Source organism: Hyphobacterium indicum, assembly GCF_003129605.1.
In the GTDB taxonomy this organism is placed as follows: Bacteria; Pseudomonadota; Alphaproteobacteria; order Caulobacterales; family Maricaulaceae; genus Hyphobacterium; species Hyphobacterium indicum.
The window spans coordinates 780572-793311 of the sequence record NZ_QBDX01000004.1; the positions used below are offsets into that span (position 1 = coordinate 780572).

Sequence of the window (12740 nt, forward strand, 5' to 3'; positions counted from 1 at the left end):
ATCAATCCCGGCGTCGGCGGTGGGCTCGACCCAACGGGGTGAAGGGCCTTCCTATTCGATTGGAATAAACACCTAGACCTTAACAACAGAATTGCCGATAGTTCTCGAAGGTCTTGGGGGCGTTGTTTGGCCAAAGTTGTACTCACCCAGAAAGACGATAGCGGGTACAAGGATGTTCCCGGAGAAGTATACCATTTTCCCGCCACGTATTTAAAAGCGGCCAACTCTGCGGTCGGCGATGCTTGTCTATTTTATGCACCCAAAAGAGGCGGCCACGGGGTTCACCGAATGGCCTACTGGGCGACGGCGATTATCCGGGAAATTCGCCCCGACCCGGCGTTAGCCGATCACTACTATGCAGACCTCGAGCATTTTCTTGAATTTACCAACCCTGTCCCGCTGGAGTCGGAAATTAGTGGTTTTTGGGAGTCGCGCCTCGATAATGACGGCGCCTTAAACAAAGGCACTATCCGAAGATCTGTCAGGCCCATCAAAGAGGATGAATTTCTCAGCATTTGCGCCGCGGGATTCAAGGCGGGTTTGTATGATCCATCTTTAGGGGAACCAATTGACCCCTTTCCCGCGCTTGAAGAGGAGCAAACACCTTTCGAGCGCCCAACTATTCCAACCCTTGTGAATCGAAAATTTCGCGACCGGATATTCGCAAAGCATATCCGTGATGCCTATGATTCAAGATGTGCAATAACGGGGCTGAAGATCATCAACGGTGGCGGCCGGGCAGAAATGGAAGCTGCGCACATTCAGCCTGTAGAACACCGCGGCCCAGATTTCGTACGAAACGGTTTAGCGTTATCTCGAACGGTTCATTGGATGTTTGATCGAGGACTAATCAGCATCGACGATGATTACAAATTGCTGACTGTTCCCCAATTGCTGCCTGAAGGAGTGGACCGCCTGTTCAATATGAGCGGTGAGATCACCGTACCAGATCGAGAGCGAGACAGACCGAGCCCGACATTTCTTCACTGGCATAGAGAGAACTGCTTCAAGGGCTAGGGAATCGAGCGCTTCCCCTAATCCCCGTCCATCTTCAGCGCGGCGATGAAGGCTTCCTGCGGGATTTCGACCCGGCCGAACTGGCGCATCTTCTTCTTGCCCGCCTTCTGCTTTTCCAGAAGCTTGCGCTTGCGCGTCGCATCGCCGCCATAGCATTTCGCGGTCACGTCCTTGCGCAGCGCCGAGAGCGTTTCACGCGCAATGATCCGCCCGCCAATGGCGGCCTGGATCGGGATTTTGAACATGTGCCGCGGGATCAGGTCTTTCAGCTTCTCGCACATTGACCGGCCACGCGCTTCGGCACGGGTGCGGTGCACGATCATGGAGAGCGCATCGACCGGCTCGTCATTGACCAGGATGGACATCTTCACGAGATCATTCTCGCGGTAATCCTTCCACTGATAGTCAAACGAGGCATAGCCCTTGGTCACCGATTTCAGCCGGTCATAGAAATCAAACACCACCTCGTTCAGCGGCAATTCGTAGACCACCATGGCGCGGGACCCGGCATAGGTCAGTTGCTGCTGGATGCCGCGGCGGTCCTCGCACAGCTTCAGAATACCGCCCAGATATTCATCCGGAACGAGAATGGTCGCCGTGATCCAGGGTTCGGAAATCGAGGCCACCTTCACCGGATCGGGCATGTCCGCCGGATTGTGCAGGTCCAGCTCGGTCCCGTCCGTCAGGGTCAGCTTGTAGACCACGGATGGCGCCGTCGTGATCAGCTCGACATTGTATTCGCGTTCCAGCCGCTCGCGGATGACTTCCAGATGAAGAAGGCCGAGGAATCCGCAGCGGAAGCCGAATCCCAGCGCCGCCGAGGTCTCCATCTCGAAGGAGAAGGAGGCGTCATTCAGCGCCAGCCGCTCGATCGCATCGCGCAAATCCTCGAACTCGGCACTGTCCACCGGGAACAGCCCGCAGAACACGACCGGTATGGCCGGTTTGAAGCCGGGCAGCATCTTGTCCGTCGGGCGCTTTTCATCGGTGATCGTGTCGCCGACGCGCGCATCGCGCACCTGCTTGATCGAGGCATTGAGATAGCCGATCTCGCCCGGACCCAGCGCCTCCACGCTGGTCTTGGCCGGTGTGAAGACACCGACACCATCCACATGATAGCTGCCGCCCGTGCCCATCAGGCGCACGCGCATGCCCTTTTTCAGCTGGCCCTCGATCACGCGCACCAGGCAGATGACGCCCAGATAGGGATCATACCAGCTATCCACCAGCAACGCCTTCAGCGGCGCGCCGGGGTCGCCATATTTGGGCGGTGGCAATCGGGTGACGATGGTTTCCAGCACCTGGTCGACATTCAGCCCGGTCTTGGCCGAGATCTCGACGGCGTCCTGTGCCTCGATGCCGATCACATCCTCGATCTGCTGCTTGACGCGCTCCGGTTCGGCGGCCGGCAGATCGATCTTGTTCAGCACCGGCGCGATTTCCAGATCGGCATCAATTGCCTGATACACATTGGCCAGCGTCTGTGCCTCCACGCCCTGCGCGGCATCGACCACCAGCAGCGCGCCTTCACAGGCATAGAGGGAGCGCGAGACTTCATAGGCGAAATCGACATGTCCGGGCGTGTCGATCAGGTTCAGGATATAGGTCTTGCCATCCTTGGCCGTATATTCCAGCCGCACGGTCTGGGCCTTGATGGTAATGCCCCGCTCGCGCTCCAGCTCCATATTGTCGAGCACCTGCTCCTTCATTTCGCGCTGGGTCAGCCCGCCGGTGATCTGGATCAGCCGGTCGGCAAGCGTGGACTTCCCATGGTCGATATGCGCGACAATGGAGAAATTCCGGATAAGGGATTGGTCCTGGTTCATGAGGCGGGACGTAGCATCGGGATAGCGTTCCGCCAAGCGCCGTTTGCGCTGATTTGCGGCGCTTAACCTCGCCCTAACCGAAGCGCCATTGTCTTGCCCGAATTGACGCGCAGATTCATATGCGAATATGCGCTGATTGTCAGGAGACAGATTGCCATGACCTTGCCCCGCCTCGCCCTGGCCCTGCTGGCCGCCACCGGCCTCGCCTTTGCCGCCCATGCCCAGGAAGAAACCGATTACGGACAGCCCAGCCGCTATTCCGAAGATGTCGACGGCTATTCCCAGGAAGAAGTGGTCGATGCCGTGTCCGACTTTTTCGGCGTCACTGCCGAAGCGGCCGCCGCCGTCGTCGAGCGCGTCTTCTCCGATCTCGGCCGTCCGGTGGGCTATGTGGCCGGCGAGGAAGTGGCCGGCGCCGTCGGGGTCGGCCTGCGCTATGGTGAAGGATATCTGACCATGCGAGATGGCCGCCGCCAGCATGTCTACTGGCAGGGCCCCTCCATCGGCTTTGACACGGGCGGCAATGCCAGCCGCGTCTTCGTGCTGGTCTACCGCATGAATGATCCGGACCAGATTTTCCGCCGTTTTCCCGGCGTCGAGGGCTCGGCCTATTTCGTCGGCGGCATGGGTGTGAATTATCAGCGCGCCGATGGCATCACGCTGGCCCCGATCCGCTCGGGCGTCGGCCTCCGCGCGGGCGCCAATATCGGCTATCTCGCCTATTCCCGCCGCCGCAACTGGCTGCCTTTCTAGGCTTTCCCATGCAGATCAGGACCGCCGTCGAGGACGATCATGACGGCATAAAGGCAGTTCTGGACGCAGCTTTCGATCAGCCCGATGAGAGCCGCATTGTCGAGCGCCTGCGTAACGATGATGCCGACAGTCTCGAACTCGTCGCCGATCATCATGGCGACATTGCCGGCATGGTGATGTTCTCGCCCGCCAGTGCGCATCTCGACGATGGCACCCTGTTGCGGGGGCTGGGCCTCGGCCCCGTCGCCGTGAAGCCGGACCATCAGAACAGGGGCATCGGCAGCGCCCTGATCGAAGCCGGGCTGGAGCATTTTTTGCCCTATCCCGTCGCCTTCTTCTGTGTGCTGGGCGCGCCGGATTATTATGCCCATTTCGGCTTCACCCCGGCGATCGAGCGCGGCTGGCGCTGGTTCGCCGATGACGGCTCCATTCCGGAAATGGCGCAGGCCTTCCAGATCCGCCTGCCCCGGCCACTGCCCGCAGGCCATGGCATTGTACGCTATCACCCGGCTTTTGAACTGTGAGTGAAATCATTTGCTATTGGCGGCAATCCGTGTGAGAGAGCGCCGGTCTTCGTGCCGCGCGTAGATGTCCGGGCAACCGGTCAGGCGGTACGCCATAGGCCGAGCCATCCTGCATGTTGCCGGATCGCCGTAAGCCCCACCCTCACTTTTGATGAGGGGCCATCAGGCGGCTGGTCTACGCAAGCTCCCTATTTTGAAAAACCGCACCGCGCGGGAACCGGCTTGGCCCGTTCCGGCGCGATACGACCATGAAAGTTGAATTTTTGACCCAGTTTACAGATCTCGGCCTTGCCGAGCCGATTCTCAAAGCCCTCACAGATGAAGGCTACACCACACCCACACCGATCCAGGCCGAAGCCATTCCGGCGCTGATGGCCGGGCGCGACCTTCTGGGCACCGCCCAGACCGGTACCGGCAAGACTGCGGCCTTCACCCTGCCCATCCTTGATGCCATCGTGAAATCAAAGAGCCGCGCGCAAGGCAAGTCCTGCACCGTCCTCATCCTGGCACCCACACGCGAGCTCGCACTGCAGATTGCGGAATCGGTGAAAACCTATGGCCGCCATGTGCGCCCCACCCTCGCCGTCGTCATGGGCGGTGTGAAACCCGGTGCCCAGATCCGCACCATGCAGCGCGGCGTCGATGTCCTCATCGCCACGCCGGGCCGCCTGATGGATCACATGCAGACCGGAGCGATCAATCTCGGCAGCGTCAAGACCGTCATTCTCGACGAGGCCGACCAGATGATGGATCTCGGCTTCCTGCCGGCCATCCGCCGGATTCTGGCCGCCACGCCGTCAAACCGTCAGACCGCGCTCCTGTCCGCGACCATGCCGAAACCGATCCGCGCCCTGGCGCATGATTTCCTCACCGATCCGGTCCAGATCTCGGTCGCGCCGGTCGCCCGTCCGATCGAACAGATCACCCAGTCCGTCCAGTTCCTCGACCGGCCGCAGAAGCTCGAGCGCCTCGTGCGCGTGCTCAGCGTGCCGGAAATGACCAGCGGCATTGTCTTCACCCGCACCAAGCGCGGGGCCGACAAGGTGGCCCAGCGTCTGGCCAAGGCCGGTCTCGGTGTTGACGCCATCCATGGCAACAAGAGCCAGAACCAGCGCCAGCGGGCCCTCGATGCCTTCAAGAAAGGCAAGACCCAGATCCTCGTGGCCACCGATATTGCGGCACGCGGCATTGATATCGACGGCGTCTCGCACGTCATCAATTTCGAATTGCCGAATGTACCGGAATCCTATGTCCACCGCATTGGCCGGACGGCCCGTGCGGGCAATACCGGTATCGCGGTCGCCTTCTGTGACGAGGAAGAAAAGCCGCTGTTGAAGGATATTGAACGCCTCATCGGCTATCGTCTTGCCGTCACCAATGAGGATGGCGTGGAGCAGCACCCCTCCAAGCCCTTCACCGAAGAGCCGCGCGGTCCGGCGCCGGTCAAGAAATCCCGTCCCCGCGGCGGCCGTAACCGCAATCGCGGCCCGCGTCCGGACGGTCAGGGCAACGCAGCGGCCGGAAATGGCAATGGCAATGCGTCGCCGAAACGCTTCGGCAAGAGCAAGTTCAAACCAGCCGGTGGCGGAAAGCCGGGTCAGTCCCGTTCGCCGCGTCCCAATGGTGAAAACCGCCGCTCGGCCTGACGCGCCGCGTCGTGCAAAGTAAAGATTTCTTCCCCTGCTGCGGGGGGAGAAACCTACCCTCTCAGAGCGGCCCCCGTCGCCTTTTCAACCGACGCCACAATCTTCGCCGCGACCGCATCGATTTCCTTGTCGGTCAGGGTTTTCTCACGCGGCTGGATCACGGCCTCGATGGCCAGTGAGACCTGGCCCTCGGGCACGCCCTTGCCGGCATAGACATCAAACACCGAGACATCCGTGATCATCGCCTTGTCGGCACCTTTCGCGGCGCGCACCAGCGTGTCCGCGGCCACGGCGGAATCAACGAGGAAGGCAAAGTCACGCTTCACCGGTGTCAGCCCGGCCCGGTCAAGCGCCGGACGTGCCTTGGTCTCCGCCTTCTTCTTCGGTGACGGAATGCCGTCGAGAAGGATTTCAAACCCGATGACGCGGCCCTCGACGCCCAGCGCCTTCAGCACCCGCGGATGCAGCTCGCCGAATTCGGCCAGCACGTTTTTCGGCCCCAGTCGCAAAACCCCGGAGCGCCCCGGATGCCACCAGTTGCGCGCCTCGGCTGCAACCTGTAGCGACTCCACCGGCGCACCGGCGGCTTCCAGCGCCGCGATCGCATCCGCCTTGGCGTCAAACAGATCGGCTTCGCGCGTCCCGGCCCAGTGGCGGCCGGCGGCACAATAGCGCACACCGGCGACAGCCATGCGCTGGCCGTCCGGCTTGTCGGTCAGATAGATTGGACCGGCCTCGAACAGGCGCGGATCCTCGATGCCCTTGTCAGCATTCTCCTGCAGCGCGGTCAGAAGATGGATAAGCGCGGTCGGCCGCATCACATCCAGATCCGAAGAGATCGGATTGGCCAGTTCCAGCCCCTCGCCATGTCCGCCAAACAGGGCGGCCTGATCCCGGTGACAGAAGGACCAGGTGACGGCCTCATGATAACCGCGCACCGCCAGCGCCCGGCGCGCATGCCGCGCCCGGTTCTGGCCCTCGGTGGCGGTCGGCTCGCGCCGCCCCGGCAGTTTCGGCAGCGAGACGGCCTCGATCCGGTTATAGCCGTGAATTCGCGCAATCTCCTCGACGAGATCGGCCTTCATCGTGCAATCACGGCGGAAGGTCGGCACTTCCACATGCAGCTTGTCGCCGCTTCCGGCGACGCCGAAGCCCAGATCCATCAGGATTTTCGTGACGATACCGCCCGGCAGGTCCAGCCCGGTCAGGCGTTTGACCTCGGAGACCGGAAACTCGATCGGCTCTGGCGCTGATGGGGCTTCACCCGCCATACGGATTTCGGACACCTCGCCCCCGCACAATTCGACGATCAACTGCGTGGCCAGATCGATTCCGGTCTCGATGGAACCGGTATCGACACCGCGCTCGAAGCGATAGCGCGCATCCGATTCAATCCCGGTCGCCCGGCCCGTCGCGCGGGTGATTTCCGGATCGAACCAGGCGCATTCGAGGAAGACATTGACGGTGCCGTCAGTGACGCCGGACATCTCCCCGCCCATCACGCCGCCCAGGCCGAGACAGTGCTCCTCGTCCGCAATCACGCAGTGTTCGGCGGACGGCGTATAGTGTTTGCCATCCAGAGCCTCGAACCGGTCCGCCTCGCCCTTGCCCCGGCGCGCAATAATCGTCTGGCCAATCTTGCCGGCATCATAGACGTGCAAGGGGCGGCAGCGGTCATAGGATACGAAATTGGTGATATCGGCGAGGATGTTGATCGGACGCAGGCCGATGGCTTCCAGCCGCCGCTTCAGCCAGTCCGGCGAGGGACCATTCTTCACGCCGCGAATATAGCGTCCGGCAAACACCGGGCAGGCTTCCGGCCATTCCAGCCGGATCTCGACCGGACAGGGAAAAGCGCCCTTGATCTGCTTCGGTGCCGGCGTGATCACCTTGCCCAGCCCGGCAGCGGCCAGATCGCGCGCAATCCCGTCCACGCCCAGCCAGTCCGGCCGGTTGGGCGTCACTTCAAAATCAATCACCGGATCATTCGCGCCCAGCGCCTCGGCGGCGGGGGCGCCGACCTGCCAATCACCTTTCAGATCGATAATGCCGTCATGATCCTCGCCGGCATTCAGCTCCTTCGCGGAACACAGCATGCCGTGGGATTCAATGCCGCGGATCTTCCGGGGTTTTTTATCCAGCGCGAAGTCCGCGCCCGGAATATAGGTGCCGAGCGGCGCATAAACCGCCTTCATCCCGGCATGCGCATTGGGCGCGCCGCAAACAATCTGTTTGGTGCCTTCAAACGTCTCCACCGTGCAGACTTTCAGCTTGTCGGCATCAGGATGTTTTTCTGCCGAGATCACATGCGCGACAGTGAAGGCGGACAGGGCTTCGGCCGGATTGTCGACATGCTCGACTTCCAGACCCGCCATGGTCATCGCCTCGACAATGTTATCGATGGAGGCATCGGTTTCCAGATGCGCTTTCAGCCAGGAGAGGGTGAATTTCATTGATCGGCTCCCGCCGTTTCTGGAGTATCATCTTGAAGTGATGGCGGCGGGATGAAGGCTTCCGAACCATAACGTTCGAAGACATCGACCCCGGGATCGGGACAGGAAGCGACGGGCCGCCGGTCCCGCACCTGAACGGTGGCGACCCAGCAGCGGTCGAAGACCGAGCAGTAGCAGATCTCGACATCCCAACGTTCCCATTCCGCGAACAGCGCGGCAATATTGTCCGCATCCACCTCGTCCGCCGGCCAGGCAGCCGAGATCGGCGTGACCAGCTCGCCGGGCGCGATCACACGTCCGGTCAACGTCACCCAGGACCGGTCGACCTGCCCCTCGGGCATGCCGCTGAACATGCCATCAATGCGCTCGACCGGCTCACCATCCTGCAGCGGTGTGACATTGCGGATGAAAGCCGGACCGACACCATTATTCGCCACGCGCAGGCCCAGCGTGAGCTGATCGTCAACGGTCCGCGTGAAGGCATCGACCTGCAGGGCGGGGACCACTGCCCCATGTTGCTGGGCGCGCATCACCCGCGCCTGATCCCACGCCACGTACAGCGCCGCGAGACCGACGACCATCGCGCCGATGGCGGTGAGCGCCTGATGATTGGATTTGAACCACTTGAGCATCAGCGCCTCCCTTTTCCTCCCCCGTTTACGGGGGAGGGGGACCACGCAGTGGTGGAGGGGGGAATTGCCCCCCTCGCCGCTTCGCGGCACTCCCCCCGCAAGCAGGGGGAGAAAGAGTACAGCAAACACATCAGCTCAGCCCCGTCGCCAGATTCGCCTGCAAGAGCGGCGAGAAGCCGTAATGCGCCAGCCAGCGCGTGTCATTGGCGAAATAATCGCGCAGATCCGGTGCGCCATATTTCAGCATGGCGAGGCGGTCCACACCCATCCCCCAGGCAAAGCCCTGATACTCATCCGGATCCAGCCCGCAGGACCGGATGACGTTCGGATGCACCATGCCGCAACCGAGAATCTCCATCCAGCTTTCGCCTTCGCCGATCTTCACGGCATCACCAACGCGGGAATATTTGACGTCCATCTCGGCGGACGGTTCGGTGAAGGGGAAATGGTGCGGGCGGAATTGCGCCTCGACCGTATCGGTCTCGAAGAAGGCGGCGAGGAAATCCATGAGGATGCCCTTGAGGTGGCCCATATGAGCCCCCTTGTCGATGACCAGGCCCTCGACCTGATGGAACATCGGCGTGTGGGTCTGGTCCCAGTCACAGCGATAGACGCGGCCCGGCGCGATGATCCGGATGGGCGGTTTCTGCGTCATCATCGTGCGGATCTGCACCGGTGAGGTGTGCGTGCGCAGAACCATCTGCGAGCCATCTTCACGCGGTTTCATGAAGAAGGTGTCGTGCGTATCACGCGCCGGATGGCCTTCGGGAAAGTTCAGGGCGGTGAAATTGTGGAAATCATCTTCCACATCCGGGCCTTCCGCGACGGTAAAGCCCATATCCGAGAAGATGACGGCGAGCTCTTCCATCACCTGTGTGACCGGATGCAGCTTGCCGCGCGGCTCGGGACGGATGGGCAGGGTGACATCGGCGCGCTCGGTGGCGAGACGCGCATCCAGTGCGGCATCCTCCAGCGCGGCCTTCTTCGCCGCAATGGCCTCGCCAATCGTGTCCTTCAGCCCGTTGAGCGCCGGCCCCATCGTCTGACGTTCCTCCGGGCTCATCTGGCCCAGCGAGCGCATCATCAGGGAGATCTTGCCCTTTTTGCCGAGCGCTTCAACGCGCAGGGCTTCCAGCGCGGCCTCATCAGCGGCGGCGTCCACCGCGGACAGCAATTCGGTTTTCAGAGCGTCGATATCGCCGGGTCCGGCCATGGGTCTCGTCCTCGCATCACACAGCGCGTGTGCGCTGGTCTACCGCCCGGAAACGGAAATGGCGAGGGGATCAGGACCGCTTTATGCGTTTGGGCCGGGCCACGAGCTCGCCGCCGCAATTCGGGCAGACATGTTTGTGAACATCCCCGGTGCAGGGTGCACAGAAGGAGCATTCAAAGCTGCAGATAAAGGCCGGGCCGTCCGGGAGAAGCGCCCGCTCGCACGTCTGGCAAGCGGGCTTCATCTCGAGGGCCATCAGACGTTAGTCCAGCGCGGCCTGTGCCTGGTCGACCAGGGCTTTGAAGGCCTCGGGTTCCCGAATGGCCAGATCGGAGAGCACCTTGCGGTCCACTTCGATTCCGGCCTTCGTGAGGCCGGCCATAAATCGGGAATAGGTCGTGCCGTGCAGGCGCGCACCGGCATTGATCCGCTGGATCCACAAAGCGCGGAAATTGCGCTTCTTGGCGCGGCGGTCGCGATAGGCGTACTGACCGGCCTTTTCGACCGCCTGTACGGCAACGCGGTAAACATTTTTCCGGCGGCCATAATAACCTTTGGCCTGGGAAATAACTTTTTTGTGGCGGGCGCGGGAGACGGTGCCGCGTTTAACTCGTGCCATGATTCAAGCTCCGTAACGGGTAATCCCGGGCCTTAAAGGCCGTAGGGGATGTAATTCTTTTTCACGATCTTCTGGTCGGCATCCGCCATGACGGTGGTGCCGCGCTTGTTGCGGATCTGTTTGTTGGTCCGCTTGATCATGCCGTGACGTTTTCCGGCCTGTCCGGCTTTCACCTTGCCAGTCGCCGTGAGCTTGAAGCGCTTCTTGGCGCCGCTCTTGGTCTTCAACTTCGACATTTTCGCTCCATTTCCGGCGGGATAGACTCCGCCTTGCGTTCGTCGGCTGCCGGGCATGTCGATCTGGCCCGGGTGGCCGGTGTTTCAAAGAGCGGGCGTCATATGGGAAAAGCCGCGCGATTGCAAGTCAGACCGGCCGCCGCAAGGCGACATCTATCAGTTCGGCGAATTTCTGCCGCTGATCCTCGATATCGCCCGCCGCCAGCGCATTCTCGACACAATAATCGGCATGGGTTTTCAGGACTTCTCGCTCGACCGAGGTCAGGGCCGCCTTGATCGCCGAGATCTGCGTCAGGATATCGATGCAATAGCGCTCGTCCTCGATCATCCGCGCCACACCACGGACCTGACCTTCCACCCGCTTCAACCGGCCCAGAAGTGCGGAATGGTCCGCGGCTTTCACATGGCCTTCGCATACATCCGTCATCGCTGATTACGCCTCCTTGAATACCCCCTAGGGGTATGTTAGGGCTCCCGCCATGTCAATTCGTGCTGCCATCATGCTTTTGCCGGGAAGCCTTCTCCTTGCAGGCTGCGTCACGGTGGATATGACCACCGAACGCGCAGAAATCGAGGCGCAGGCCGCCGAACGCGAAATCCCGTTGGCGGCCCCGGACACTATCGCGGGTGAAATCACCGAGGACATGGCGGTGGCGATTGCCGTCTCGCGCAATCCGCGCCTCGCCGCCGATCTGGCCGAGGCCGGACTGGCGCGGGCGGAATGGGCGTCAGCCATCTTGCCGCCCAACCTCATCGCCGAACTGACATATTTCAATCCGGAAGGGGCTGGCGGTATTCTCGATGCCGACATTCGTGCGCCCGTCGCCGCCATCATTGGCTGGCCGCAACGCCGCGCCGCCGCGCGCGCCGGTTATGATGCGGCTCAGGCCCGCGCGCTTCAGCGTCTGATCGACTTTTCCGCCGAAACCCGGCGGGCCTGGGTGGAAGCCGTCGCTGCCCGCGAACGCGCCAACATGTATGCCCGCATCCGGCAGTCGGCCGAGGCCGCCCTGCTGATCGCCGAAGAAATTGATGATCAGGGCAATGCGCCTCCTCTTGATCTGACCCGCCAGCGCGTAAACGTCCTCGCCGCGCAAGCCGCCGCCGAGGACGCCGATCAGGCCGCGGAAACAGCGCGTATCCGGCTGGAAGTCCTGATGACCCGCACCGCGGACTTGCCCGGCCGCCTGCCCACGGACACGGCCTCCCCGCCCGATCCCGGCTCGGCTCGCACCACCGCCATTGGCACGAGCCTGCTCCTTGCTGCCGCCCGTGCCGACGCCGAAGCTGCCGCCCGGGCCGCCGGATATGCCGGGATTGAAAGCCTGCTCCATGGTGAGCTCGGCATCGCGCTCGATATCGAGGATGGCGAAACCGAACGCGGCGTCTCCGCGCATTTCGACATCCCCACAAACGGCTTCGGCCATCCGCAACGCGCGGCCGCCCGCATTCGTGCGCAGCAAGCCGCTGACCGTTATCAGGCCCTGCAGGCAGAAATCGCCGCCGAGGCGGGCATGCATGTGATGGAGATGGAACGCGCAGCCGCGCGCCTGACCCTGATACGCGATGAATGGTTACCTGCCTCCACGCTCGCGCTCGAACAAACCCTGCAACAGTATAATGGCATGCAGCTGGGCGTTTATGCCCTGCTGGACGCGTTCAATAGCCAGGTCGAGGCCGGGCGGGCCTATGTCGATACGCTGGAGCGCTATCACCGCGCCCGCATCGCCCTGACCGCCCTGATGCAGGGCGGATCGCCCATGGGCATGACAGAATCACAAGGCCTGGACGCAGGCAATTCCGGCGCGGAGGGACACTGAT

13 protein-coding genes are annotated in these 12740 nt (G+C 62.1%); 5 read left to right on the plus strand and 8 right to left on the minus strand.

Annotated features, from left to right (window positions below; all coding sequences use genetic code 11):
• The first annotated feature begins 126 nt into the window (after window positions 1-126).
• The gene (locus DBR16_RS14110) at window positions 127-1017 is read left to right on the plus strand and encodes an HNH endonuclease (protein ID WP_233347788.1); all 891 of its coding nucleotides are present in this window, start codon (window positions 127-129) and stop codon (window positions 1015-1017) included.
• 17 nt (window positions 1018-1034) lie between these two features.
• Here the strand turns inward: DBR16_RS14110 and lepA are convergent, their stop codons facing one another.
• Entirely contained in the window at window positions 1035-2843 is a 1809-nt protein-coding gene (gene lepA / locus DBR16_RS11660; RefSeq protein ID WP_109261859.1) for a translation elongation factor 4, read from the minus strand.
• Window positions 2844-2999: 156 nt separating this feature from the next.
• Here lepA and DBR16_RS11665 point away from each other — a divergent pair, with 156 nt between their 5' ends.
• From DBR16_RS11665 to DBR16_RS11675, 3 genes are all read left to right on the plus strand, one after another.
• A complete protein-coding gene (locus DBR16_RS11665; RefSeq protein ID WP_109261414.1) occupies window positions 3000-3596 on the plus strand; it encodes a DUF1134 domain-containing protein in 597 nt (198 codons plus the stop codon).
• Window positions 3597-3604: 8 nt separating this feature from the next.
• Window positions 3605-4120: a GNAT family N-acetyltransferase gene (locus tag DBR16_RS11670; RefSeq protein WP_109261415.1), complete on the plus strand. Its 516-nt coding sequence runs from the start codon at window positions 3605-3607 to the stop codon at window positions 4118-4120.
• Window positions 4121-4368: 248 nt separating this feature from the next.
• On the plus strand, window positions 4369-5766 hold the full coding sequence (locus DBR16_RS11675) for a DEAD/DEAH box helicase (protein ID WP_233347790.1): 1398 nt from the start codon (window positions 4369-4371) through the stop codon (window positions 5764-5766).
• Window positions 5767-5819: 53 nt separating this feature from the next.
• Here the strand turns inward: DBR16_RS11675 and pheT are convergent, their stop codons facing one another.
• The 7 genes from pheT to DBR16_RS11710 all read right to left on the minus strand — a co-directional run bounded on the left by pheT (window position 5820) and on the right by DBR16_RS11710 (window position 11346).
• Window positions 5820-8219, minus strand: coding sequence for a phenylalanine--tRNA ligase subunit beta (gene pheT, locus DBR16_RS11680; RefSeq protein WP_109261416.1), 2400 nt, complete (start codon window positions 8217-8219; stop codon window positions 5820-5822).
• On the minus strand, window positions 8216-8851 hold the full coding sequence (locus DBR16_RS11685; protein WP_109261417.1) for a hypothetical protein: 636 nt from the start codon (window positions 8849-8851) through the stop codon (window positions 8216-8218). Before DBR16_RS11685 ends, pheT begins: the two co-directional genes overlap by 4 nt.
• A gap of 130 nt (window positions 8852-8981) precedes the next feature.
• Complete coding sequence (gene pheS / locus DBR16_RS11690) at window positions 8982-10064, minus strand: phenylalanine--tRNA ligase subunit alpha (RefSeq protein ID WP_109261418.1); 1083 nt, start codon at window positions 10062-10064, stop codon at window positions 8982-8984.
• A gap of 70 nt (window positions 10065-10134) precedes the next feature.
• Entirely contained in the window at window positions 10135-10320 is a 186-nt protein-coding gene (locus DBR16_RS14220) for a DUF1272 domain-containing protein (RefSeq protein WP_109261419.1), read from the minus strand.
• 6 nt (window positions 10321-10326) lie between these two features.
• Window positions 10327-10683, minus strand: coding sequence for a 50S ribosomal protein L20 (gene rplT, locus DBR16_RS11700; protein ID WP_109261420.1), 357 nt, complete (start codon window positions 10681-10683; stop codon window positions 10327-10329).
• A 32-nt stretch (window positions 10684-10715) separates the two neighbouring features.
• On the minus strand, window positions 10716-10919 hold the full coding sequence (gene rpmI / locus DBR16_RS11705; RefSeq protein WP_109261421.1) for a 50S ribosomal protein L35: 204 nt from the start codon (window positions 10917-10919) through the stop codon (window positions 10716-10718).
• Window positions 10920-11046: 127 nt separating this feature from the next.
• Window positions 11047-11346 carry a metal-sensitive transcriptional regulator gene (locus DBR16_RS11710; protein WP_109261422.1) on the minus strand — a complete coding sequence of 100 codons (300 nt, stop codon included), beginning with the start codon at window positions 11344-11346 and terminating at the stop codon, window positions 11047-11049.
• Window positions 11347-11398: 52 nt separating this feature from the next.
• Between DBR16_RS11710 and DBR16_RS11715 the strand changes: the two genes are divergently transcribed.
• Entirely contained in the window at window positions 11399-12739 is a 1341-nt protein-coding gene (locus tag DBR16_RS11715) for a TolC family protein (protein WP_109261423.1), read from the plus strand.
• The last annotated feature ends 1 nt before the right edge of the window (window position 12740 follow it).